This window comes from Gordonia pseudamarae, assembly GCF_025273675.1.
GTDB classification, from domain to species: domain Bacteria; phylum Actinomycetota; class Actinomycetes; order Mycobacteriales; family Mycobacteriaceae; genus Gordonia; species Gordonia pseudamarae.
The window spans coordinates 4,837,791-4,863,545 of the sequence record NZ_CP045809.1; the positions used below are offsets into that span (position 1 = coordinate 4,837,791).

The 25,755-nt window shown below is 65.2% G+C and carries 12 protein-coding genes, 2 tRNA genes, 3 pseudogenes and 1 CRISPR repeat array (1 of these 18 cut by a window edge); of the genes and pseudogenes, 4 read left to right on the plus strand and 13 right to left on the minus strand.

The genetic code is table 11. The annotated features are described in order from the left end of the window. A CRISPR array of direct repeats spans window positions 1-6,184; the repeat unit is 29 nt; unit sequence GGGATCATCCCCGCTCGCGCGGGGAGCAC (it extends 252 nt beyond the left edge of the window). A 56-nt stretch (window positions 6,185-6,240) separates the two neighbouring features. The 8 genes from cas2e to cas3 all read right to left on the minus strand — a co-directional run bounded on the left by cas2e (window position 6,241) and on the right by cas3 (window position 15,187). Further along, window positions 6,241-6,585: a type I-E CRISPR-associated endoribonuclease Cas2e gene (cas2e, locus tag GII31_RS21185; RefSeq protein ID WP_213245286.1), complete on the minus strand. Its 345-nt coding sequence runs from the start codon at window positions 6,583-6,585 to the stop codon at window positions 6,241-6,243. Then, complete coding sequence (cas1e, locus tag GII31_RS21190; protein WP_213250844.1) at window positions 6,579-7,550, minus strand: type I-E CRISPR-associated endonuclease Cas1e; 972 nt, start codon at window positions 7,548-7,550, stop codon at window positions 6,579-6,581. Before cas1e ends, cas2e begins: the two co-directional genes overlap by 7 nt. 5 nt (window positions 7,551-7,555) lie before the next feature. Continuing rightward, entirely contained in the window at window positions 7,556-8,248 is a 693-nt protein-coding gene (gene cas6e, locus GII31_RS21195; RefSeq protein WP_213245287.1) for a type I-E CRISPR-associated protein Cas6/Cse3/CasE, read from the minus strand. Continuing rightward, a complete protein-coding gene (cas5e, locus tag GII31_RS21200; protein ID WP_213245288.1) occupies window positions 8,248-8,955 on the minus strand; it encodes a type I-E CRISPR-associated protein Cas5/CasD in 708 nt (235 codons plus the stop codon). Before cas5e ends, cas6e begins: the two co-directional genes overlap by 1 nt. Beyond that, a complete protein-coding gene (gene cas7e / locus GII31_RS21205) occupies window positions 8,952-10,079 on the minus strand; it encodes a type I-E CRISPR-associated protein Cas7/Cse4/CasC (protein ID WP_213245289.1) in 1,128 nt (375 codons plus the stop codon). Before cas7e ends, cas5e begins: the two co-directional genes overlap by 4 nt. A gap of 64 nt (window positions 10,080-10,143) precedes the next feature. Next, the gene (casB, locus tag GII31_RS22690) at window positions 10,144-10,767 is read right to left on the minus strand and encodes a type I-E CRISPR-associated protein Cse2/CasB (protein WP_213245290.1); all 624 of its coding nucleotides are present in this window, start codon (window positions 10,765-10,767) and stop codon (window positions 10,144-10,146) included. Continuing rightward, entirely contained in the window at window positions 10,758-12,371 is a 1,614-nt protein-coding gene (gene casA / locus GII31_RS21210) for a type I-E CRISPR-associated protein Cse1/CasA (protein ID WP_260840176.1), read from the minus strand. The genes casB and casA overlap by 10 nt, the downstream gene beginning before the upstream one ends. Next, complete coding sequence (gene cas3, locus GII31_RS21215; RefSeq protein WP_260840177.1) at window positions 12,371-15,187, minus strand: CRISPR-associated helicase Cas3'; 2,817 nt, start codon at window positions 15,185-15,187, stop codon at window positions 12,371-12,373. Before cas3 ends, casA begins: the two co-directional genes overlap by 1 nt. Window positions 15,188-15,617: 430 nt before the next feature. Here cas3 and GII31_RS21220 point away from each other — a divergent pair. Together GII31_RS21220 and GII31_RS21225 are read left to right on the plus strand one after the other, a co-directional pair. After that, window positions 15,618-15,914, plus strand: a pseudogene (locus tag GII31_RS21220) (transposase); the annotation flags it as partial. Window positions 15,915-16,050: 136 nt separating this feature from the next. Then, on the plus strand, window positions 16,051-16,389 hold the full coding sequence (locus tag GII31_RS21225) for a helix-turn-helix domain-containing protein (protein ID WP_213245293.1): 339 nt from the start codon (window positions 16,051-16,053) through the stop codon (window positions 16,387-16,389). Here the strand turns inward: GII31_RS21225 and GII31_RS21230 are convergent, their stop codons facing one another. The 3 genes from GII31_RS21230 to GII31_RS21240 all read right to left on the minus strand — a co-directional run bounded on the left by GII31_RS21230 (window position 16,390) and on the right by GII31_RS21240 (window position 17,480). Continuing rightward, window positions 16,390-16,902 carry a hypothetical protein gene (locus tag GII31_RS21230; RefSeq protein WP_246221993.1) on the minus strand — a complete coding sequence of 171 codons (513 nt, stop codon included), beginning with the start codon at window positions 16,900-16,902 and terminating at the stop codon, window positions 16,390-16,392. A 370-nt stretch (window positions 16,903-17,272) separates the two neighbouring features. Further along, a tRNA-Arg gene (locus tag GII31_RS21235) sits at window positions 17,273-17,348 on the minus strand. A 43-nt stretch (window positions 17,349-17,391) separates the two neighbouring features. Next, window positions 17,392-17,480: transfer RNA gene (locus GII31_RS21240), tRNA-Ser, on the minus strand. A gap of 142 nt (window positions 17,481-17,622) precedes the next feature. Here GII31_RS21240 and hisC point away from each other — a divergent pair. Beyond that, window positions 17,623-18,681: a histidinol-phosphate transaminase gene (hisC, locus tag GII31_RS21245; RefSeq protein WP_213245294.1), complete on the plus strand. Its 1,059-nt coding sequence runs from the start codon at window positions 17,623-17,625 to the stop codon at window positions 18,679-18,681. An 8-nt stretch (window positions 18,682-18,689) separates the two neighbouring features. Here hisC and GII31_RS21250 read toward each other — a convergent pair. After that, a pseudogene (locus GII31_RS21250) lies at window positions 18,690-19,679 on the minus strand (alpha/beta hydrolase). Between the two features lie 217 nt (window positions 19,680-19,896). Continuing rightward, window positions 19,897-21,111: a hypothetical protein gene (locus GII31_RS21255; RefSeq protein WP_213245296.1), complete on the minus strand. Its 1,215-nt coding sequence runs from the start codon at window positions 21,109-21,111 to the stop codon at window positions 19,897-19,899. Window positions 21,112-23,406: 2,295 nt separating this feature from the next. On the opposite strand from GII31_RS21255, the pseudogene GII31_RS22695 reads away from it, so the two are divergent. Next, window positions 23,407-25,599 (plus strand): annotated as a pseudogene (locus GII31_RS22695) (cation-translocating P-type ATPase); the annotation flags it as partial. Between the last annotated feature and the right edge of the window lie 156 nt (window positions 25,600-25,755).

Consider the following 25,755-nt stretch of genomic DNA (forward strand, 5'->3'; position numbering starts at 1 on the left):
CCCCGCTCGCGCGGGGAGCACTCTGTGCGTCCATGATGTCCTCCTTGCTGGTTGGGATCATCCCCGCTCGCGCGGGGAGCACCTTATCGCAATGATCACCATGGATACGTGGATGGGATCATCCCCGCTCGCGCGGGGAGCACGGTGATGCCCTCGGCCAACCACTCGGATTCCACGGATCATCCCCGCTCGCGCGGGGAGCACCCCATAGTGTGACGCGGCTCACATTATTGCCTGGGATCATCCCCGCTCGCGCGGGGAGCACGCAGGGTGGTGACCGGTCATCCGGTCAATCGGGGGATCATCCCCGCTCGCGCGGGGAGCACGCCGCCGGCATGGTCCTGGCCCCCACGGATACGGATCATCCCCGCTCGCGCGGGGAGCACGCGGACATGGCCGCCGGCACCACCTGGTGCCTGGGATCATCCCCGCTCGCGCGGGGAGCACAAGTCGAGCACCTTGCGTGCGAGGCGATCCACCGGATCATCCCCGCTCGCGCGGGGAGCACTCCGACTCCAGCCAGCCGCCCAGATCCCCCGACGGATCATCCCCGCTCGCGCGGGGAGCACCGGTGCATCTCTTCGGCCTGCTCGGACGTGATGGGATCATCCCCGCTCGCGCGGGGAGCACCACCCGGACTGGACGTTCGAGGGCACCGGCACGGGATCATCCCCGCTCGCGCGGGGAGCACGGAACCATCGGCGCCACCACCGAAGTCGTCACCGGATCATCCCCGCTCGCGCGGGGAGCACGAAGTGTGCCTCGATGACATCGGCGACTTCGCGGGATCATCCCCGCTCGCGCGGGGAGCACGAGACCGGCCCGGACCCGACCGGGATCGTGTCGGGATCATCCCCGCTCGCGCGGGGAGCACGAGGTTGTGCCGCAGAAGCGTGGCTGGTGGGAGGGATCATCCCCGCTCGCGCGGGGAGCACGAGTTCCTTCCGGGATTGGTGTTCTTTGGCGCGGGATCATCCCCGCTCGCGCGGGGAGCACGCTACTTCGCGGCGTCGACCGGCGGCACCGTCGGGATCATCCCCGCTCGCGCGGGGAGCACCGGATCACCATGCTTTTTGACCCGCTGCCGGTGGGATCATCCCCGCTCGCGCGGGGAGCACGCTTTCCCCACCTCACGGCCTTCGGTGGCGGCGGGATCATCCCCGCTCGCGCGGGGAGCACTTGCAGGGGCAGATGAATCAGACGGTCGGCCCGGGATCATCCCCGCTCGCGCGGGGAGCACGCAGATTTGGGTGTCCAAGATGTTGTCGGCGAGGGATCATCCCCGCTCGCGCGGGGAGCACAGTGACTGTCAAAATAGACTCTATGGCCCCTACGGATCATCCCCGCTCGCGCGGGGAGCACTGTTCGAGCTGCCGTACGAGTGAGTGTGAGCGGGGATCATCCCCGCTCGCGCGGGGAGCACTTGGTCGCGAAGGCGCATCAAAAGAATTCGCACGGATCATCCCCGCTCGCGCGGGGAGCACGTCGACCTCCCGGATACGAAGTCGGCCGAGATGGGATCATCCCCGCTCGCGCGGGGAGCACGGATCGGCCGCCGGTTAGCCGTTCCTCGATGAGGGATCATCCCCGCTCGCGCGGGGAGCACCGTCAGGTGGGGTTGACGTCGATGTAGGTGCCGGGATCATCCCCGCTCGCGCGGGGAGCACGCCCACAGGCCGGTCCGGATCGCGATCAGCGAGGGATCATCCCCGCTCGCGCGGGGAGCACCCCGACCGGGCCAACCGTCAACACATGCGACGGGGATCATCCCCGCTCGCGCGGGGAGCACTTTGCGGGGATGCCGCACATGGAGGGCGCTCCGAGGATCATCCCCGCTCGCGCGGGGAGCACAACGCGGACCATCCGGCGCGGTCCTCGGGCTTGGGATCATCCCCGCTCGCGCGGGGAGCACATGGGCGTGTCCGCGAGGTCGGTGGTCCGCGCGGGATCATCCCCGCTCGCGCGGGGAGCACCCGGTCGTCATGCTCAGCGCGTCCGGCAGCACCGGATCATCCCCGCTCGCGCGGGGAGCACCATCGCTTCGCCCCGGTAGGCCTTCACGTGGACGGATCATCCCCGCTCGCGCGGGGAGCACGTCGTTGAGTACGTCGCGATCACGTCGGAAACGGGATCATCCCCGCTCGCGCGGGGAGCACGCAGAGGCGAACCCATCCTTCATGCCCGCGTACGGATCATCCCCGCTCGCGCGGGGAGCACATTGGCGTGTCCGCGAGGTCGGTGGTCCGCGCGGGATCATCCCCGCTCGCGCGGGGAGCACTTGTGGGAGGCCGGGTTCCGGCATCACCCGGAGGGATCATCCCCGCTCGCGCGGGGAGCACGCACGACTATGAGCGGTTGAAGTGGATTCGGTGGGATCATCCCCGCTCGCGCGGGGAGCACGGCACCGGCATCCGCTACCAACTCATGGTCAGCGGATCATCCCCGCTCGCGCGGGGAGCACGTACACGCACCCGAGTTGGCGACCCGCATGCTGGGATCATCCCCGCTCGCGCGGGGAGCACTGCCCGAGGATCGGTCTATCCCGGTGTTGGTGGGGATCATCCCCGCTCGCGCGGGGAGCACCCGACTCCACGTAATGCCGCAGATAATCGCGGGGGATCATCCCCGCTCGCGCGGGGAGCACTCCCTCGGCTTGGCGTTCGCGGATCATGGCGAGGGATCATCCCCGCTCGCGCGGGGAGCACGCCAAGAACCTGAAACGGGTTCTGCGGGCACTGGGATCATCCCCGCTCGCGCGGGGAGCACTATCCGCCCGGGACAGGTTGCCCTCGGCCTTCGGGATCATCCCCGCTCGCGCGGGGAGCACCCAGCCGGGTTGGTCCCGGACTACACACCGATGGGATCATCCCCGCTCGCGCGGGGAGCACTTCTCTTCTTTTCTCATGTGGGATTTCCTTTGGGGATCATCCCCGCTCGCGCGGGGAGCACTCCAAGCACAGCATCGCCGCCGCGCGCAACCGGGGATCATCCCCGCTCGCGCGGGGAGCACCACCTGAAAAGAGTCCAAAAGTATGGCGAGCCGGGATCATCCCCGCTCGCGCGGGGAGCACGGCTCCAACATCGCCCGGACTTCGTTGTTGCGGGGATCATCCCCGCTCGCGCGGGGAGCACGGATGACCGGTCAGACTCACCGTTGCGGTCACGGGATCATCCCCGCTCGCGCGGGGAGCACGTTGGAGTCCGAACCTTGCATCGGATTCGGGCGGGATCATCCCCGCTCGCGCGGGGAGCACTACGGCATCACCGGCGACGAGTACGACTACCTGGGATCATCCCCGCTCGCGCGGGGAGCACATTCACCGTCGACGGCGACCACCACAACCTCACGGATCATCCCCGCTCGCGCGGGGAGCACCCCGGAAACCGGCCACCCCTCGGCGCACTCACGGGATCATCCCCGCTCGCGCGGGGAGCACGACGGTGTCACCAAACGTGATCTACAGGATTTGGGATCATCCCCGCTCGCGCGGGGAGCACTGTTCGAGCTGCCGTACGAGTGAGTGTGAGCGGGGATCATCCCCGCTCGCGCGGGGAGCACTGAGCGCGTGGAAGGCGGACCTGCGAGCACAGGGGATCATCCCCGCTCGCGCGGGGAGCACGTGTCCCCCGGTCGGGCGTAGGCGAGTAGGGCGGGATCATCCCCGCTCGCGCGGGGAGCACGGCCCAGTCCTGCCGCCCGCACCATGCGACGAGGGATCATCCCCGCTCGCGCGGGGAGCACGCGTGGGTGGCACGCGGCGACGCAGGCCATGACGGATCATCCCCGCTCGCGCGGGGAGCACATGGGCCAGCTCGCAGATTGCGCGTCCTAGCGCGGATCATCCCCGCTCGCGCGGGGAGCACAATGTGATTCGTGCCCTCATCGGCGCTGCGGCGGGATCATCCCCGCTCGCGCGGGGAGCACCTCCCTGGCTGCTTCACGTCGTTCGGCACCGAGGGATCATCCCCGCTCGCGCGGGGAGCACGGATGATCGGCATCGACCACAGGGCGCCACCAGTGGATCATCCCCGCTCGCGCGGGGAGCACATGATCACGGAATACCGGGCGGCGATCCAGGTGGGATCATCCCCGCTCGCGCGGGGAGCACGCTTCGGCCCATGACAGGCCGATGTCTTCGCCGGGATCATCCCCGCTCGCGCGGGGAGCACATAAGCGTGTGGTGGACGGTGGTCAGCACCTACGGATCATCCCCGCTCGCGCGGGGAGCACCCGAACCAGCGGGGATCGTCGGGGGACATGATGGGATCATCCCCGCTCGCGCGGGGAGCACGACATCACCAACACCAGCACGCGGCCCGCCGGGGGATCATCCCCGCTCGCGCGGGGAGCACGCCGGTTTCACCGCCGACTTCATCGACACCATCGGATCATCCCCGCTCGCGCGGGGAGCACTGTGCGGTTGCAAGATGCATTGTATCGGAAACGGGATCATCCCCGCTCGCGCGGGGAGCACTTGATGCCTTTGGCGGCAGAGAATGAGGGCGGGGGATCATCCCCGCTCGCGCGGGGAGCACTTCTTCTTGCCAAAACGGGTTGTACGCTTTCAGGGATCATCCCCGCTCGCGCGGGGAGCACCACCCGGACTGGACGTTCGAGGGCACCGACACGGGATCATCCCCGCTCGCGCGGGGAGCACCCCGGATTCCTGGCGGCATCCGATGCTGTGGGTGGATCATCCCCGCTCGCGCGGGGAGCACCGGATCACCATGCTTTTTGACCCGCTGCCGATGGGATCATCCCCGCTCGCGCGGGGAGCACTAGTCGCCAGGGACCGGCATTTGTGCGATCAGGGGATCATCCCCGCTCGCGCGGGGAGCACGAAATACCCTTCCACGCCGGGACCATGATGTCGGGATCATCCCCGCTCGCGCGGGGAGCACCAAGCCGCTCTGGGTGCGATCATCCCGATCGTGGGATCATCCCCGCTCGCGCGGGGAGCACGTCTTCAAGTCGCTCATCAAGTGCTCCATCGGGGGATCATCCCCGCTCGCGCGGGGAGCACCTGCGGACGATGCCATCACGCCCATATGTGGCGGGATCATCCCCGCTCGCGCGGGGAGCACCGTGACGGCACACGATCTGGCCTGTGGTCCTACGGATCATCCCCGCTCGCGCGGGGAGCACGGCGTGCCCATCGAGGGCGTCAGCCTCACCGCGGGATCATCCCCGCTCGCGCGGGGAGCACGATCGAACAGACGTTCTGAGAATAGGTCAGGAGGGATCATCCCCGCTCGCGCGGGGAGCACCCGATCGGACTCGGCCATGACGACACCGGACAGGGATCATCCCCGCTCGCGCGGGGAGCACCTCCACCGCGTAGGACCGGATTCCACCTTCGCGGGATCATCCCCGCTCGCGCGGGGAGCACTCGTTCGAGGCGGGCGGTGAGTTCGATGACCAGGGATCATCCCCGCTCGCGCGGGGAGCACGCCGAGCGCGACGCGGTGAATCGGCTGGCCGAGGGATCATCCCCGCTCGCGCGGGGAGCACGCCGGGGCACCGTCGTATCCGGGCGTGTGTCCGGGATCATCCCCGCTCGCGCGGGGAGCACCCTCACCCCGCGCAATCATGTTCTCTCCGTTGGGGATCATCCCCGCTCGCGCGGGGAGCACTTCACCGTCGACGGCGACCACCACAATCTCACGGGATCATCCCCGCTCGCGCGGGGAGCACTGGGTGGGCCACTCGATGACCAGGCCACGCCGGGGATCATCCCCGCTCGCGCGGGGAGCACCGACTCGACAACCCGGCCGCGGTGCTCGCCGAGGGATCATCCCCGCTCGCGCGGGGAGCACATACCGGCCACCACGTCACCGTTGCCGGACTTGGGATCATCCCCGCTCGCGCGGGGAGCACTATCCCGACAGCGCTCGCGACTTGTGCGCGATGGGATCATCCCCGCTCGCGCGGGGAGCACACGGGAACACCGAACTACCCGGGAACACACTGGGGATCATCCCCGCTCGCGCGGGGAGCACATCATGAGCGGGTTCGTCGCCGACGGCCGCACGGGATCATCCCCGCTCGCGCGGGGAGCACCCGGTGGGATGAGGCCCGCGCCCGCAAGGCTGGGGGATCATCCCCGCTCGCGCGGGGAGCACATGGACCTGTTCGGCATCCAGGATTCGCCGGTGGGATCATCCCCGCTCGCGCGGGGAGCACACTTGGTAACCAGCAATTATAGTAGCGGACCGCTGCTATCAGATGCAGTTGAGCGGTTACCTCCACCTACGCCGCTGAGACGCAGTGCTCCATCCGCGACGTGCCCGCCGTGTGCGAACAGTTGAATTGTCCGCCGGCCTACGCATCAGTAGAACCCCGTCGTAGTCGACGGGCTCCCACTCGTGCTGATGCGTACGGAACGCGAGCCTCTGTTCACCAACCGTGCTATGCACCATGAGCGCCTTACCATCCTTGACGTACTCGACAACTTGATTCCACAGAAGATCTCTAACGCGGGCCGGGACGTGACCGACGTAGACCCCTGCGCTGATCTCAAGCAGCCATCGTGTCAGGTGTCCTCGCAGCTTCGCCGGACAATTGGTCAGAACGACGACTACCATGGTGGCTCCAGATCCTCCGGCGCAAAGTTTCGGCCACCGGCGACGTTCTGCTGTCGGTCATCCCATAGTTCGATCACATCAGCAAAGTTTTCGTCGTCGCCGCGAGAGCGATCATCCGGCAACAGCAGACGGTAAATGTCGTGCACACACCGAGTGAGTATTGTTCCTGACTTCACCGCGTCGCGGACCGCACGTCTCGTCATGCCGGCCACATCATCATCTGGCAGGTCTTCCCGCTCGATCCGCTCTACTACGTCAAACGCGACAGGAACAGTAATCTCCGCCTTATATAGATCCGCGATGTCGTACACAAAGGATCTGTCATGCCCTGTATGGACAAAACCCAACCCGGGACTACATCCCAACGCGACCACCACCGAATGCACCACACCGTATAGACATGTGTGCGCGGCCGACAATGCCTGATTGATCAGATCTGAGCCAAAGAAGTCTTCTGGATCGTAGTCCCGGCGATTCCATTCGACGCCTGTCCGGTCCGAGTGCTGCCGGTACAGTCCGCGGACGCGAGCGCCCTCTCGCCCACGGAGCTGATGCATGGAGCACGTCGAGACGTCTTCGTCCGGGAACCTCATCGCGTACATCTGCCTGGCGACGGCGATCCGCTCCTTCGAATTCGAGACTGCATGCGCTTGCGCGTCCAACAGGCGAGACGTCCGTCCCAGCGGACGGCCATGCGCATAGTAGCGAACGCCTCTCTCCCCCACCCATACCGCGGTCGAACCACTGTCGGCCAACAGCAACATCGCCTGGTGTGTGACGCGTGTGCCGGGCCCCAACAAGAGCGCACCCAAGGTGGCCGCCGGGATGTGCACGACCCCGGCATCATCAGTAGCCGTGATCGCGCTATCATCACGTCCAATCGTGGCTCGCTCCACGTAGACAAACGAGATCCTGTCCTGAACGCGGACCAACTCGCTCGGACGACTCGGCCTGGTGCCCGGCATCTCATTCACGGCGCCGACGACCCCACTGGCAGCAATGTGAGGAGTCCGCACCCATAGCCTTTGGCACGTCCGATTCCGTGGCTGAGCGAATTCCTCAGCCGATCAGGTTCAGTGACAGCCAATTTGCCTTCAAATGCAGCCGTCACCAAAGTGACCCGACCACTCCCTCTCCGGAACGTGACTGTATCACGTTCACAGATCCGAAGCTCTTTCTCCGGAATGTCCTCCACCAGCGAGTCCACTACGGTAAAGCCCCAGTCCGACGAACGGTCGAGTAACCACTGCCGCTGGTGCCCCACCGTGCGGTGACCAACAATCTGCTTCCGGGAGTCACCGTCACCTGCCGACATACTGCTCATCCGCCGAGTTGGATTCGCGACCAATCGGAAAATAAACTCGGAGTCGATCACCAAAGATTCCAAGAACGGACGATAATCTCTGGTGACCCACGTGTTGTCAGTAGACCACCCGGCTTGTTCGGCTATATGAGCCAGACACGGGCGTTCGGGGCTGACGATGAGCAGATTCATCTCCTCACCATGACGATCTATACGCCATAAAACACGTCCGGATTCCGACTCCGTCTGAGTCCCCGGAGTGAACGATGACATCACAGCAGCATGCATTGCGTGACGGCTACTCAACAACTTCATTCCACCGCGACGACGCCGGTTGAGTGCAATCCTGGACATGTACATCAGCTACCTCCCAGAACAGCAAGCCAATCCTTGTCCGTCACCGGCCTCTTAGACTCTGGATTGTCTATCAACACCTGTTCGTGGACGACATCACGCCAGCCGTAAATCCTGCCTTCGGGGTCGAAACTGACTGGATAATCACGGATGGTTTCAGCCACAGGAACGCTATCGTCTCCACGAACGTCACGTACGATCGGCAATCCGACCTGCCGCGCCTGTGCCTGCTGGTGCGTCAGGCTTGCGCTCCACGCTGCCGAGTGCAGCACCTCTTTCAATGAACGCTCGTCCAGGACACCGTAGATCGGACCGGCGGGTGGACATGATCGACGCCCCAGATACAGCGGGAACGTAGGATTCCGCAAAGCGTCATGTAATCCACCGATCAGCCCTTCAGGGCCGCTGACGGCCGCTACGAATCTCGCATCCGCGAGATAGTAGCGGTGTGTGAGCGGCTTAGGTTTGCCAGTACGCCAATCCGTCTCGGTCTGCAGTTCGCGCTGCAACACACCCGCCTGATCTGTGCGTACGCCGAACTCCAGTCCTGCGAGATCCTCAATCGGATCGGTGCGGCGCCGTCCCAATGCCGCTGCCAGCAGACCGACTACTCCACTCTTGGTGGGTTCAGGTCGCGTTCGTCTTTCCACGAAGCGGCTGGAGTCGCCCCATGCCTGCAGCGGCGCTGACAGGTTGAACAACAATGTTGTCACGACGACACCTTTGTATTGTCCCGTACTTGTGCCCCCAACGCTGAGACCAGAGCTTCAGCGGTCACTGTGTCGGCGAAACCATCGACGTCAACGTCGACGCGTGACACAACGTAACCTGCGGTCGGCGACGCATCGAAGTTTGAATACAGATTGCGCGCCTCACTGATCAACGCAGAGACGGACTCTTCAGTCAACCCTTTACGGGGATCAACGGCCTTCTCGAACGCTCCCGCCAAATTGATGGGCTGGTCGGTGCGCACCGCCGCGTACACAAATGACGGCAACGTACGGTTGGCGAATGTGTTCTGCTTACCCGTCGGCATCGAACGTATGAAAGATCTGATGAAGGCTTCCACCCCGCGACCTACTGCTTCATCTGACCCAAGATTTTTTCGAAGTGCGTCGATGTTCACTGTGGCATACCGATAGAGAGTCGCAGTGTTGAACTCAACCGTGCCGATCATTCCAGCACCGGCATTGTCGTCAACTCGCTTTTCGTCGACCGCCGTGAAGTAGTCAAACTCGGGGACAGATGCGTGGGTACCGATCGCGTGCGCGACCTGAGCGGCCGCATCGACGTTCAAGTCCGGGGCGTCGGCAACCATCCTCCCGAATAGTGCCAGATCAATGGAGTTACCTCTCAGCAGAATAGCTTTGGCTGCCTTTTTGTCAACCGATCCCTGCGAGTCAACGGCGAGCCGGGCCAGTTCGTCCAACTGGGGATTGCTGAGGAAGAGCAGTGCTCCGGTCTTGCTGTGCTCTTGCGGCTCCTCGTCGTCGGCAGACTTCGCCTTCTTCCTGGCCGGAACCTTTGTAACCTTGATTCCGGTTGCTGTCAGTACGGCGGTAGCAAGGCGCTCACCGTCTTCATCGGAGATCGTGCTGTCGATAGCCTTGATACGCGTTGCGATCTCGCCAACCGCCCGAAGTGTCCGAACCCCCAGATCAGCGGTGTCGAGGAACCCTTCGAAGTCCCGCCGGATCGCACGCTTCCATGCTTGACTCGACACCCTGGTTCGCCGGGTTCCTCCGTACATGGTCGATTTCGGGCTACCGTCCTCATCCCGGTTCATGTTCGACGGCGGAACTGACTGGATGATGTGAAGGTCGATGGTAAGCGGCATGATTATCTCCTTGCTGATTGGAATTGAATTTTGTCGAATCAGTTGCCACGCAGGATTCACGGGTTCATTCGTCAGCATCCGACGACGGGCCTTCCGTACGCGGAGTGCGGCTGAAGTCGCGAGACCAGCGAAGCTGGACGCCGTTACGCCACGGTGAGTGCAAACGCTCGAGGTCGTCGGCAAGTCGCCCGTAGTCGAGGGGAATCCCCTCTGCACGAAGCTGACCGACAAGACTCCGCAAGTGCGATCTAGTTTCGTCGAAGGTGTCAGCTGTCACGAGTGCATTGAATCTCCTGACCACCGACTCCTTCGGCGTGGTTTCGGTACCTACATATGCCAGCTTCCTGAGCGCAGTGCCGAACGAAGGTCCTTCGGTATGCATCGAGCTACTCTGTCCCTGTTGGTGATACGCGTACAAACTGAGAGAGACGTACACAGCAAATTCCGCGTGACTCGGAAATGTCGTATCATCGGCCACTTCCGGGTATCCGGTGAACGCGGCCCGCCACACCGCCGGATCCGATCCGATCTCACGCGTTGCACCGCTTCGCAGTCTGGCAAGATCAGCGACGGCCCCAGCCCGGTCCTCCAACTTTCCCTCATAAAGTCTGCCCGCACGTTCAGCAACGTACCTGTAGACTGTCGATCGTCGATCGTCGGGCTTCGAATCCTTCTGTGCTACTGCCATTCCTCGGCGTCCTTTCGATACGGTAGATGCTGTCGCACGTTGTAGTGGAACCAGTTGACCGACTGTCCGGCCGAAATAGTCTTTCCATCAACGATTTTCACCGCACGTGTCCGGGGCGATGCTTGGTCGAGCAACGCATCGGCTTCCTGGGCGAGTACTTCTAGCCCAATCCTGTACCAGGTATTCAGCACGTCATCGAAGTCGCAATCGGTTCTGACCATGGGAAGCCACTGCCGGAAGTACTGATCCAGTACTGCGTATCCACGTTCCCGTGCACGTGTCATCGCCGGTGCTCGATCCCCTCCACCGGCGATAGCAAGGTCACCGGCCAATGACGCCAACGCGGCCACCGCTCGGTCAGTTCGATCCAAGACCTCGACGATGGCCGCTCGGGCGTTGCCTTCGGCGACTGCTATCCCGGGGTGAAGTACCACCCGGTCTGTGAATATCTCGCCGAAACTCGACATATTGGCGCCGTACTCAACCCCGACCGACACGACCGCGAACATTCGGTCCGGGAGTACCTCGGAACGATGTCCCAAGGTATCGAGAATCTGTGCGGGATAGCTCAACGGATGCCCTATCCTACTGTCGACCGCCGGCTTCGGATCCGGAAGCAGAGCAGCCAGCCCTCGCCACATCGATCGAGAATGGTCATGCGAGCGAGGCATGTAAAGCGGTGTACCTTCTGACTTCTCCTTTACCATCTGAGTTGGACTCAGCCGCCATGCGGTCATCGGTTCGTTGCGCAGTTGCCACGCCTTCGGCACAGCTTCACCGATCCCTACCAGCACCTGCCGGACAGCGTCGCCGTCGGGAATCAGCCTGATATGGCGGACGGGCCACGTAAACAGGTCGAGCGGACCGCACGGTGCGGTCCCTATGCTTGGCCGCGGAGCGGGAGTCAGCGGCTGCCGCTCCCATAGTGGCCTGTCCGCCGCGTCGTGGTCGTCTGGCGGTGACCAGTTAAGTAACAGCGTCTCACGAAGATTGCTGCCCTCCAGGTAGAGTCCGCCAAGCCAACCCGTCCATCCAATTCCGATAGGGTAACCTCTGCCGCCCTTCGTCCGGGGATCGCCACTGATTCCGGTTTTGATTCCATCGTAGTCATACGCCTGACAATGTACCAGCCAACGTGCAGCCGTTCCGTAGTCCAATTCGCGAACGTTACGACTCATCGTAAAAAGGCTGTTGTCTCCGGGAGAATCAGGAATCAATATTCCACCCAGCGGTTTTGCTTCACCTGTTGTGCTAGCAAGTCCAGCGACTTGCATGAAAGGGTGCGTTTCATCGAAGAGGTCAAATCGACCGTGCCAGTGTTCGAGGTACCTATCGATCTCGTCGATAGGTAGATCCCCGGATTCCCACAGCCCTTCGAATACCTCGATACGGTCGCCTTCGGCAGCCCTCTCCCGAAACACCTGATACAGGATTGCCAGTAGGATGCGTAGCACCGCAAAGTCTTGAGTCGGGAGATCCCCTGCTATCCGACGGATATCGGCGGACCTGGCGAAGGCATCCCTTATCGATACCACCTCGGAGTCACCATCGACGGTCCTGATCACGATCCACGGATCATCGATCAAATTGAAAGTGGTTCCCATCAGTTCTTCCCTTGTCGTTCGACGAGCAGACCGCGGTCGATGTCGTACCGAAAGACGTGCCCAGCACATGTAGTCGCGCCATGGTTGTCGAGGATCATAGGAAGAACTCCCCTCAACCAGGTCGAATTTTGCCACGTCGGCATATAGTTGTCCTCAAGTTCGGCGATCAAGTTGCCTCCTTGTTGTCCGAGACCAAGATAGCCCGGGAGTCTGACAACATTGCGTGCGACGACCCTCGCAAGGTCATCGTCGATGACTGTGCCGTTCTCCACCGACTCGCTCGGGTATTCAGCGGACCATTTCGGCACCACGAGTCGACCGTCGATGCGCTGAATAATCACCACTTCAATCGACTCATCAGAATCACGTACCTGCGCGACTCCTCGCTCGCCGGCCGTGTCATCGATTCCCTTTGTCGCCCATCGAACCAATGACTCGGGCCTTGGTGGCGGAATCTGGAATTGCTTGGCCGCGACGGCACGACGTACATCAGCGGTATCTTGCGCTGTTTGGGCACGTTCCCATGCCGAGTCCCAACCGGGCGGCGGACTGATCGTCTCGTACGCACGCGTGACGAGTCGGGCAACGTCCTGGGGGCTTGCCACCGAATCGGTCGTGGACCTGTGTTCGTCGAGTGTCGCCACCGCAGCCAATAGATAGGCTTCGCCGTATACCGAACACATTCCTTTGTCGAAAGTCGGCACTCCGAGTTCGTCACGCCGCAGTCCCATCAACGTCAGCCTCGCCTGGCGCAGCCCGTGCGGTCTGTCCTCATCCTTCCATCCGTGCCGGTGAAGTCGTCCCGCCCGCTGAAGAATCAGGTCGATCGGCGCAACGTCCGTGTACATCACGTCGAAATCGATATCCAGTGACTGTTCGATCACCTGCGTAGCAACCACAATCAGCTTCACCGCCGGATCACGCTGCGCCTTCGGCCCAAGCCTGGCACGGAGCATCCGCTCACGAGTCAGCCGGTCAGGCGTGAGGAAGCGGGAGTGGAGGAGAACAACTTCAACACCGTCGGGGCGCCGGTCCACAAGCTCGTCGTACATCAGTTGTGCTCTGCTGACGGTGTCACACACGACGGCCGCGTGACCACCATCGCCGACATCGGCAATCACCTGGGCCGCGATATCTGCTAGGTCTCCGTCACGCTCCTCGATAACGAACGTCGACGATCGCGACGACGCCGGAAGTTCGTAACTCGCGGTCCCGCCTTCGGCTGTGCACGTCAAACGGGGATACGCGAGGTCCGCTCCATCAAGGTGTGGCGTATTCCGTTTTCGGCCGTCGTTGTACGCCTGTGCAAGCTCATGCCGTATCGACGGCGTCAGCGTTGCGGACATCGCGATCACTGGTACGTGGTACGCGCCGAGCCACGTCAACATCCGCTTGAGGTACTGACGCATATACACATCAGCCGCGTGCACCTCGTCCAGAACTATGACTTTGCCGGCCAATCCGAGGTGACGAAGTACAACGTGTTTCGACTCAAGCGCGCCCAGCAGGACTTGGTCGATCGTGCACACCACAAAGTCGGACATCGTGGCCAGCTTGCCTCGTCCCGTCAGCCACCAATGCGCGATGGCGCGCCCAGTCTCGCACTCGTCACATGCGGCAGACGCAGTCTCCTCCCCCTCGTCGTAGACGGGAGAAAGCCTCGGCATCGCGGTGTATTCGTCGTTGAACTCAGCATTGCCATGCGCGAGCACGACCGAGACATCGTCAGCGGCGACAACGGCTTTGAGCCAACGCTTTATCGTTCCGAACATCGCATCCGATGTCGCCTGAGTCGGCAACGCGAAGACGACGCCGCCTAGCCCAAACCGGTTGGCCAGCACTTCTGCCGCAGCCAGCGCCGCAGCAGTCTTACCCTCCCCTGTCGGAGCTTCGACGATGATCAGCTCTGGCTCCTCGACTGTCCGAGCCAACGTAAGCAACTGACCTTGAACCGGTCGCGGGTCGCTGATCCCCAGGTGCTCACCGAGAATCTCGGTGTCGGTCGCTTCTTTGGGCGACCACGGGCGCGGCAGGGCCAATCGTGTCAACGCATGGCCGGCCTCGCCGCGTGGTCGGAGGTGTGATTGCACCGGGAACACACTGGGGTTGGACGCGATCCAGTCGCTCAGAATCACCAACGCCGTCATCGGGATCATGACTACTTGCCGCGGGCGAATACCACCAAGGCGCACCAAATCATCGGGCCCGATATCGGCGAGGCGAGCGGCGTAGGCGGCAAACTCCAGTTGGACCGGCTGCCATCGCTCAGTATCGCCGAGTGGTGGATACCCAGCGGGCAACTTGGTTTGTGTATGCGCCGCAAAACGCCCGTGATGCCCGAGCGGCACTGCCGCATAGAAGCTGGCGGTCCGGCGAGGCACACCCTGCGATTCGAGCCAGTTCACGAGGATCGCATAGCTCGCCTGCGAATGCGGCAGACTCCGCCGATTGTCGATCGCTCGAGCCGTGAACGGCAGGCCACTGTCTTGTACTTGTTCCCGCAGCCCCGGCGACTGGCATGCGAATGCCGGCGACGCCTTACCCAAGTCATGGGCCGCCGCCAGCCACACCGCCACCTTTCGCGCTAGCACTTCGTCTCCACCGAACTCGGACACAACGATGCCCCGTACCGCCTGCGGAAGGAATGTGTCCCACAGATGGCATGCGGTCATAGCACTGTCCGCGATGTGCTGGAACAGGGGCATCCAGTTGGTCGGATCAGCAAAGTCCGACTTCGCCCACAGCGATCGCGCTCGATCCGACAGCCCTTCGACCAGCGACTCGATGTCAGAGGTGTGGTGTTTGCTGTCTTCCATGCGGACCACACTAGCTCGATCCAGATAAAAGTACAACTTTATATGTATTGTTGGATCTTACACCCCGTGCCGAGGGAAGTAACTCAGTGATGGTGTCTCACCTCAGCCTGACGCACAGGGTAACCCCGCGCGAGCGGGGAGCAAAAGGGCCCTCCAGTAACTCTGAAAAGCACAACCGGATCATCCCCACAGGGGGCCAAGGCCCTTAGTTCTCGCGACAATCATCATCGCAGAGGCCGACTTCGGTGTCGACCAACACCGCTGTAGACCGATACAGCCCACGACCCGCGGGTGAGTCCCCTGGGGTGGTGGGGTTTCGGGTCTGAGGTGAGCCGCTGCTGAGCGTGTCGGTGACCCTGTCGGGGTGGGCCATCGCGTAGTGGTCGATGAGTTACCTCTCACAGTGACTCACAGAAGGGCACACCACACGATGACCCAGGACCATTCTGCCTTGCTCGCACAGCTTGATGCACTCACCGCCGCTGATGCCGGGGCGGTGTTCGCTGAGTTGATCCGCGCCGGCCTGCACGCTTTGATCGAGGCCGAGGCCAGCGAAAAGATCGACGCCGGGCGCTACGAGCGTTCCGCTGAGCGCGCCACCCACCGCAATGGTCACCGCACTAAGACCGCGTCGACGACCTCGGGTGATGTGGAGGTGAAGATCCCCAAGCTGCGGGGCGGCTCATCCTTCCCGTCACTGTTGGACCGGCGCCGCCGCATCGTCCGACCCGCAGTACTGAGTCTCCCCGCCGCGACACCAACGCTATCTGCCGCAGCGATGATCGGTGACACTAACTCAAACGTGGCATTTATGTTACGGTTCTTGGGTCCGTAGAATACACCGCCAACAGCGAGGGGAAGCCATGAACGACGTATTCAACACGCTGCTCGAACTCGAGGCCCGTGACCCCGAGTTCGCTCGCGCGTACGCTGCGGAGACCGCACGCATCGAGGCGGTCGACTCCATCATCAGTGCGCTCGACGAGGCTCGCGGAGGAGAAAAACTGAGCAAGGCGGCGCTGGCCCGCGCGATCGGTTCCGACGCCAGCACCGTACGACGTCTACTCTCGTCGGAGTCGGTGAACCCGACTCTCAGCACCGTCGCCGAGGTCGCTGCCGCGTTGGGCATGAAGGTCACGCTCACCCCGATGTCGGAGGACGAGAAGGCTCGCATCACCGAGCCCATGCGGGCCTTCGCCTAGCTAGTCAGAGCCGAACGCCGCGCTGACGTCCTCAGCCGTGGCGAACGATCGCGGGTTGCGCTCGCGGTACTCATCACCCAGGTCGCGGACCTCGGCATAGCGCGCATTCGACAGAGTGGTCTGGTACCGCTTCGCAGCCCCGTCGAGTACCACGAGCAGCGGGATGGCCTTCCCCTGCGCGGTGTAGTCGAGGACGCAGAACAGCCGGTAGTGCCACTTCCCGTTCGGAGTACTTGAGGTGACACGTGCCTCGAAGTAGCCGGTCATGTCGCCATGCATCGCTTCCCACTGCCCGCCGCCGGCGAACCGCTTCGGCGGAGCCTTCGCCACCGCTGAGAGCGTCGCAAGCAGCCGTGCCCGCACCTTGACCGGGAAGCCGAGGAGAGCATCCAGACCCGGGATCGTCTGCACTTTGTCGTCGTCTCGGTGCCGCTTGTAAAACTTCACCTCGTGCGGAGCGTCGGACGACAGGGGCGCTACCTGCGGTTTGCTACGACTCACACTCTCTTCCACACGGGCATGTTAGCTCAATCTATATAAAAAGGACAACGTTAAGAATCTTGCGACTTGCCTCCGAGTCGTAGCCCTGCACGAGTGGGGAGCAAGAACGAGCCCTCCAGAAACTCTGAAAAGTACAACCGGATCATCCCTGCAGGGGCCAAGGTCCCTAGTTCTCGCGGCAGCCATCGTCACAGAGCCCGGGTCGTGGACTGTGCCAATCTGCACGGGGTATTGGGTTGCCGTATTGAGTCTCGCCGCCAAGCGCCAACCAACGTACCGTACAACGAGGATTCTAGCGACTGGAGCCAAAGCAGACGTGTCACATCGTGTTGCCCAGTTACCAGAATGGCCAGGTGAAACACTGTTTCACCTGGCCATTCTTTGGTGCGCCCGTAGGGATTCGAACCCCAAACCTTCTGATCCGTAGTCAGATGCTCTATCCGTTGAGCTACGGGCGCGTAGCTATTCAGTTGTAGCCACGGCCTTTCGACCGCGACACGGCGGAGGCGAGAGGATTTGAACCTCCGGTCCCGTTTTAGCGAGACAATTCATTAGCAGTGAATCCCATTCGGCCGCTCTGGCACGCCTCCTGGCGAAGTCCTTTCGAACTGCCGAGAGCAAAGGTTACACACACTGCGCACGGAGGCGCAAACCGGCTGGTCAGAGCCCAGATTCACGGGTTTGGGGTGGCTGCGGCACCGCACCTGGTGCCGCCGACATAGAGTTGGGGGCGTGACCTTGCGCATCCGCCCCGATCTCGATCATCTGCCCGCCTACGCCCCCGGCAAGACGGTTCCGGGCGCGATCAAGCTGGCCAGCAACGAAGTGACCGAGGGACCGTTGCCGAGCGTCATCGACGCCATCGCCGATGCCGCGACGTCGGTCAACCGCTACCCCGACAACGCGGCAGTGGAGCTGACGGCGGCGCTGGCCAAGAAACTCGGGGTGACCGAGGACGAGGTGCAGGTGGGCTGCGGGTCGGTGATCCTGTGCCAGAACCTGATCCTGGTCACCTGCGAACCCGGCGACGAGGTGGTGTTCGGCTGGCGGTCGTTCGAAACATATCCGCTGGCCACCCGCGCCGCGCACGCCACGCCGGTACCGGTGCCGCTGACCGGCGACCACGTGTACGACCTCGACGCGATGGCCGCGGCCGTCACCGACCGTACCCGGCTGGTGTTCATCTGCAACCCCAACAACCCGACCGGCACCGTTGTCGACGCCGACGATCTGCGCGCGTTCCTGCGGCGGGTGCCCTCGGATCTGGTCGTCGCCCTCGACGAGGCGTACTTCGAGTACATGCGGCCGGGCCCGGGGCAGGCCTACGACGCGCTGGAACTGCGCCGCGAGTTCGCCAACCTGGTGGTGCTGCGGACCTTCTCCAAGGCGTACGGTCTGGCCGGTCTGCGCGTCGGCTACGCGATCGGCGACCCGCAGCTGGTCACCGCGCTGCGCAAGGTGCACGTTCCGTTCTCGGTCACCTCACTGTCGCAGAGCGCCGCGATCGCCAGCCTGGCCGGCGACGACGAATTGCTGGCCCGCACCGACGCCGTCGTCGCCGAACGGACGCGGGTGACCGCCCGGTTGCGTGAACTCGGCTACCGGGTGCCCGACACGCAGGCCAACTTCGTGTGGCTGGACCTGGGCGAGGCCGCTCTCGACTTCGCCACGCGGGCCATCGCCGACAAGCTCGTGGTGCGGCCGTTCGCCGGCGACGGCGTACGCGTCACCGTCACCACCACCGCCGAGAACGATGCCCTCCTGGCGTTCGCGGAAAAGTTCGTCGGCTGACGCCTGCCCTACAGGCCGCGGGAGATCGTGGGCCACATCCGGGGCAGATCCTGCTCCCAGTAGCCCCAGTAGTGGGTGCCGACGAGCCGCAGGCCGTCGGTGAACGGAATGTCGGCGTTGCGCATTTCGAGGGCGAAGTTGATGGAGCAGCGCCAGGCGCCCATCTCCAGGGCCGATGAGCTGGCGGTCACCGACTGCCGGGTGCCCTCCTCGGGGTCGATCTTGCGCAGCAGGTCCATCGGCCCGACCAAACCCGAACCCGACGACAGGTAGATGTTCTTGCCGCGCAGTTCATCGAGTCGGGTGGCGGGGTCGTGTGCCTTCCACGCCGGCGATCGCGGCGGGCCCCACATGTTGATGGCGTTGCCGCCGGCATTGGCGACGGTGGTGTGTACGTACGCCTGGTTGGCCGGTGCGTACACCTCCGGGCAGCCGCTCAGCGAGGCGACGCCCGTGTACAGCCTGGGTGCGCGGACGGCGAGTGCGAGTGCGGCCTGGCCGCCCATCGACAGCCCGACGACCGCGTTGCGGCCGGTGCCGTTGAACTTCTTGTCGATAAGCGGTGGCAGTTCCTCGGTGAGGAACGTTTCCCACTGCGGCTTGCCGAGATTGGGGTCACGGTTGCGCCAGTTGGTATAGAAGGAGCCCTTGCCACCGGTCGGCAGCACCACGGTGACGTTCTTGTCGGCGAAGAACCGGCCGGCGCGCCCCTTGGTGATCCAGTCACTGACCTCGTCGCCGGCGTCCGCGCCGTCGAGCATCTACACCACCGACCGCGGACCGGAGGAGTTGGCCGGGGTCAGGACGTTGACCTTCATCTTCTTATGGTTGGACGGTGAGTACACCCAGATGTCGGTGCGCAGCGGCCCGATGTCGGACAGTTTGGTGATGCGCGCGGCCTGATGCCTGTCGGCGTGCGCCACAGCGGGAGCGCCCAGTATCGCCGTGGCGACGACACCGACCAATGCGGTCAGACCCCGGAACTTGTTCACTGCCATCCCCTCTGTGTGGTGGCGTCGGCACGGGACCCGATGCCCCGAGGCGCTCGTTGCGCTCGTTCCGTTCCCGGCTTCCCGGTTGCCAGGGCGTAACGACGCCCGATTATACCGGCCGGTAGCGGATTCTCACAGGAGATGTCGTGGCCGGACATCAATGTTTCCTTCATCAGTTCACATCCTGCTGACAGCGCATCCGCGGTGGCCCCGGGATCACATGTCACCGGTCCGGTTCATAGCGCTCCGGGAGCACTATCGAGGGCGCGGGCGACAGTCGGGAAATGTTTCCCTGCAACACATCCCGATAGATCCGCAGGTTCTCCTCCCCGCTGCGCACCTGCTCGGTGAGCCGCTTGGAGTTGTCCACCGAAACCTCCCGGTCGCCCGACCTGGAGATCAAGGCGTCGATCCGGTCGTCGATGGTCGCGGCCCGGTTGTACTCGTCGAGGATCCGCAACTCGACGGCCGCCGACTCGACGACGTGCGCCACCTCGCCGAGCGCCTGCACCCGGTCGATGAGTTCGCTCCACACCGGCCGCAGCGCCTCCTCGCGCTTGTCGATCTGCTGTGCGAAGTCCTTGTCGAAACCACCACGCCGCTTGGCACGGTCGAGATCGATCCGGACCGCACGCAGCGCGATCACGTCGGAGGAGATCTCGGCGAGTTCGGCGTGCAGGTTCACCTGGGTGCGCTGCAACTCGAAATGGTCCGACCGCCATGCGGGATTGTTGACGATCCGGTCGTAGAGGTGACCGGCCAGGAACAGAATCGTCTCGTAGCCGTCGAGGAACGAGGCCGTACCCGGCGGCGAGGCCTCGGGCTGTGACGTCCCGAGAAGCTCATCGGCCCACTGTTCGGCCTGCGTGTTGCCGCTGCGTGAGGCCACCTGCCCGACCAGCCCGACGATCCTGCCGACCGCCGCACCACCGGCCTCCCGCATCGACCGGGCCGCCGCGGCATTGGGCGTCGGCGTGTAGAGCAGGCCGCCGAACAGCCGTTCACGCTCCTCGATCTCGAGGTAGATGTTCTCGCGCCGCTCACGCCGGATCGCCCGGGTACTGCCCGCGAAGACACCCTTTGCGGACACGACGGTCTTGTGCGCGTCCTCACGCCTGCGGATCAGCCCGTTCAGGCGGTTGCGCATCACCGCCGACACCACACCCGGCATCATCGGGTTGCTGGTCTGGCTCTCGGCCTGCGCGATCGCCCGCTGCAGACGCCGCAATTCGCCGAAACCCGCCAGCACGGTGGGCAACGGCAGACCCGACGACACCCGGCGGACCACCACCGCACGGCCGGTCGGCGTCAGGAATCCGCTCGCGATGAGCGAGGCCGCCGTCGCGGACAATTCCGGCCGGTCCCCGGGGATCTGGGACCGGTCACACCAGCTACGGATCTCCGCGCTGGTGGGCGCGGGCACGCTCCGGTACACCATGATGCCGCCTCACTGTTGACTGACCCCCGAGTGTACCGCGAAAAAGTGGCCTGAGACCTGCGCCGTTACCGGAGTCACGCGGCTTCCCGGCCGTGCCGTCGACCCGCGTCGGGCCCCGCGGCCACCAGGTCCATCGCACCGGACACGGGGGTCCAAATGCCCAGGACAGCGGAGCCTCCGACCGCGAGAATGGCAGGGTTAGGAGGCTCGCCCCGTATGTCGTTATTGAGCGCACCGATCACCCTGTCCAAAATCGCCGTCGGTGCCGCACTGCTCGGAGGTGATGCCATCGTCGAGGCCGGCCGCAAAGCCGGTTCCACGGCAGCAGCCACGGCGGGCGGTGTCGGCGACGAGCTGGCCGCGATCGGCGTCGCGGTGATCGGCACACTCGGCGAGGCGGTCGGCGGCCCACCGGCACGCCGCCGCAGCAGCACCGCCACCACCCGCTGGATCGAGGTCCGCGGACTCGACACCGCGTTCGACAAGGTGAGCACCGAGGTGCACGCGGCCCTGTCCGGCCTGCCCGGCGTCGTCGACGTCCAGGTCAACGGCCCGCTCTCGCGCGTGCTGGTGACCGTCGACGAGGGCGGCCCGTCGGCGGACGAACTGGCCCAGACCGTCTCCCGTGCCGAGAAGCGCACACTCACACACCTGTCCGGCACCACCCCGCGACCGGCGCGCTCGCTCCCGGGTGACGACAACACGGTGGCCGCCGGCCTGCTCGGGACCTGCGTGGCCTCTGCCGCCCTCGTGGGTTCACTGGTCACCTCGCTGTTGCCCGTTCCGCGGATCTCCCGGATCGCACTGGCGCCGATCACCGTCGCCGCCCACCATCCGCGGGTCCGCGGGATGATCGAGGACAGGCTAGGCGGCGAGGCCACCGAACTGCTACTGGCCGGTGCGCAGGTGACCGGGCAGGCACTGGCCGCCGCACCCCTCGGGGTCGCGGTCAACGTGTCCTCACGTGCCATCGCCACCGCCGAGGCGCTCAACGGCCGGCGCGCCTGGCGACGCGTCGAACCGACGCTCGCCGACCGCGCCCGCAAGGACGGACGGCTTCCCTACCCCACGGTCCCCGATGCCCGGTCCGTCCGCACCGGCAGGCGTTCCGACGAGATCGCGGTCGACGCCGGACTGGGCGGAGCCGCGATCCTCGCGGTCACCGCGTCGCCGCTCACCGCGGCCGAGGCGGTCCTGGTGGCCGCACCCACACCGGCCCGATCGGTGCGCCAGGCGTTCGGTGCCTCCCTCGGCCGCGGTCTGCACGCCCGGGGGGCGGTGGTGCTCAATCCGCAGTCGCTGCGCACGCTCGGCGACATCGACACACTGCTGGTCGATCCGCGGGTGCTGTTCACCGCGGAGCTGGCCGTGACCCGCGTGATCGACGTCGACAACGGCGACCGGGCCCGAACGTGGCGGGCGGCGACCGCGGCATTGGAGTCCGGGTTGCTCAAGCCGGGCTGGAACACGCTGGCCGATGTTCCCGGCCAGGCGCTGGTGAGCCCGCTGCGTCGGCCGCTGGCCACCGCCTTTCTCGCCGGGGCGCGACGAGCCGGCCTGCGCGTGGTCTCCCTCGTCGACGACGGATTGCATTCGCTGCGCCAGGGTTTCGACGAACTCCTCGACTCCGGAAGCGATCCCGACACCGCGCTGGAAAGAGCCGTGACCCGGCTGCGCGCCGACGGCGCCACGGTCGCCCTCGTGTGCAACTCCGGCAGCAACGCGATCCGGCTGGCGCACACCGGAATCGGGATAATCGGCGAAGGATCGGCACCATGGGGAGCCGATATCCTCGTCGACGACCTCACCGCCGCCTGGCGGGTGATACACGCCATTCCGGTTGCCCGCGAAGCCAATCAGCGAGCGGTCTCGCTGGCCTCCGGTGCGTCACTGCTGGGCTCACTGATGCTCATCCCCGGCGTGCGCGGCGACGGTCCCACCTCCGTCAATGCCACGGCCCTGTTCAGCCTCTGGCACGGATACCACCTGGGCACCAAGGTGTTCACGGAGCCCGACCCACTCCCCGACTCCTCGCACGACTGGTACGCGCTGCCGATCGACGAAGTCCTGCGACTGCTGCCGAGACCTGAAAGACCAGCACCGGCAGACACTTTCATCGCGCCGGTGGCACGGTCGGCGCCGATCCGGCTGGCCCGCGCGAGCATCACCGACACGGTCGACACCCTGCGGGATTTCCGGCGCACGATGGCCGAGGACCTCGCCGACCCGATCACCCCGATCCTGGCCACCGGATCGGCCGCGAGCGCATTGCTCGGCTCACCGGTCGACGCCGTCATGGTCGCCGGGGTGCTCGCGGTCAACACCGCCATCTCCGCCTACCAGTCGCTGCACGCGGAAAAGCTGCTGGAGAAGATGCTCGCCGTCCAGGAACCGCTGGCCCGCAGAGTGATCGGCGAACCGGGCACACATGGCTACGACGAGGTACCGGCCGGCGATCTACGCCCCGGCGACATCGTGGAGGTGCGTTCGGGCGAGGTGGTGCCCGCCGACATCCGCATCATCGACGCCGACACCGTCGAGGTCGACGAGTCGACACTGACGGGCGAATCGCTGCCGGTGAGCAAGGACGGCGCCGACACCCCGGGCGCCCCGCAGGCCGAACGCACCGGCATGCTGTTCGCCGGCAGCACCGTCGTCGCCGGGAAGTCGGTGGGCGTGGTCACCGCGGCGGGTGAGTCCACCCAGGTCAGCCGGGCACTGGCACTGGCCCCCTCCTCGTCGGGCGAGGTGGGCCTGGCCGCGCAGCTCGGCGCGATCACCCGGCGCGCGTTGCCGTTCAGTCTGGCCGGCGGCGCGCTGGTGGGCGTGCTGTCGCTGTTGCGGGGCACCCCGATCCGCGAGGCCGCGTCCGGGACCGTCGGTATCGGTGTGGCCGCGGTGCCCGAGGGGCTGCCGCTGGTGGTGACGCTGGCGCAATCGTCGTCGGCTCGCAATCTCACCGGATCGTCGGTCCTGGTGCGTAACCCGCGTGCCATCGAGGCATTCGCACGCCTGGACGCCGTCTGCTTCGACAAGACCGGCACCCTCAGCGAGAACCGGCTCCGGGTCGCCGAGACCCACGGCCTGCTCGGCGCCACCACCGCCGAGGTGTTGCGCGCGGCGGGCGCCACGATGCGGATCAGCAAGAGCGGCAAGGTCGAACACGCCACCGACGCAGCCATTCATCGTGCCGCGGAGGAGGCCGGCATCGACCATCCGGCCGTGGACGCATTCCTGCCGTTCCAGTCCGACCGGCCGCTCGCCGCGGCTCTCGTCGGCAACCGGCTGCTGGTCAAGGGCGCTCCCGAGGAGCTGGCGGCGGCGCTGGAGCCGGGACACCGCGACGAGCTGCGGGAGGCCTTGCAGGAGATGGCCGCCCGCGGTCTGCGGGTGCTGACGGTGGCCGAACGGTGGGTCACCGACGAGCAGGCACACTCGGCCGCCGACGACCCGGACGCATTCGCGCGGTTGTGCGGGTCGTCGCTGCACCTGCTGGGCGTGATCGGACTGTCGGACACCCCGCGTGCCGGTGCGCGCCCACTGCTGGAGGAATTGCAGCGCCGTGGTATCGAGGTGCGGCTCATCACCGGCGATCACCCGGTGACGGCTGCCGTCATCGCCGGCGACCTGGGGATCGCCGTCGAACGCGACGAGGTGATGACCGGACCCGAATGGGATCTGCTCAACGCCACCGAACGCGTGGCGGCCACCCGCACCCACCGGGTGTTCGCCCGCATGGCGCCCGAGCACAAGGTGCAGGTGGTGCAGGCTCTGGAAACCCCGTATCGGGACCGGCGCGGGCTCGTCACGGCGATGGTCGGGGACGGTGCCAACGACGCCGCCGCGATCCGCGCCGCATCGGTCGGTGTCGGTGTGGTGTCCCAGGGCAGCGACCCGGCCCGGATGGCGGCCGACGTGATGCTGCTCGACGGTGACATCGAAGCCATCATCGACGCCCTCGACGAGGGTGAACAGCTGTGGCGGCGCGTGCAGTCGGCGGTGTCGGTGCTACTGGGCCACAACGTCGGCGAGGTGACGTTCGGTCTGGTCACCACCGTGCTCACCGGTAAGCCGGCGCTCAACGCGCGGCAGATGCTGTTGGTCAACATGCTCACCGACGCCCTGCCGGCGGCCGCGCTGGCCGTCAGTCCACAACGTGACCCCGACGTCGCGGGACGGCACGACGAGTCGACCATCTGGCGTGCGGTGGCGGTGCGGGCGGTGTTCACGTCACTGGGCGCTCTGCTGGCCTGGGCCTTCGGCCGGGCCACCGGCACCGCCTCACGGGCGGCGACGATCGGACTGATCGGGCTGGTGGTGACGCAGATGATCGAGACGCTCACCGACTCGCACGGCCCGCTCGTCGTGGCGACGAACATCGGCACACTCGCGGTGATGGCCCTGATCATCTCCGTGCCCGGCGTCAGCCAAATGTTCGGTTGCACGCCGGTGGGGCCGGTGGGCTGGGCTCAGGCGTTCGCGGCGGCGGGCATCGCCGCGGGCGTGTCCAAGATGACCCCGCAGCTCGTCGATTGGCTGATAGCGAGATTCCTCGAGTCCGAAGCCGACCCGAACGGCGCCCTGCACCGGGTCATGGCCGCCCTGGATTCGGCCGAAGGAACCGGCGAGGACCTGGCCGCGTGG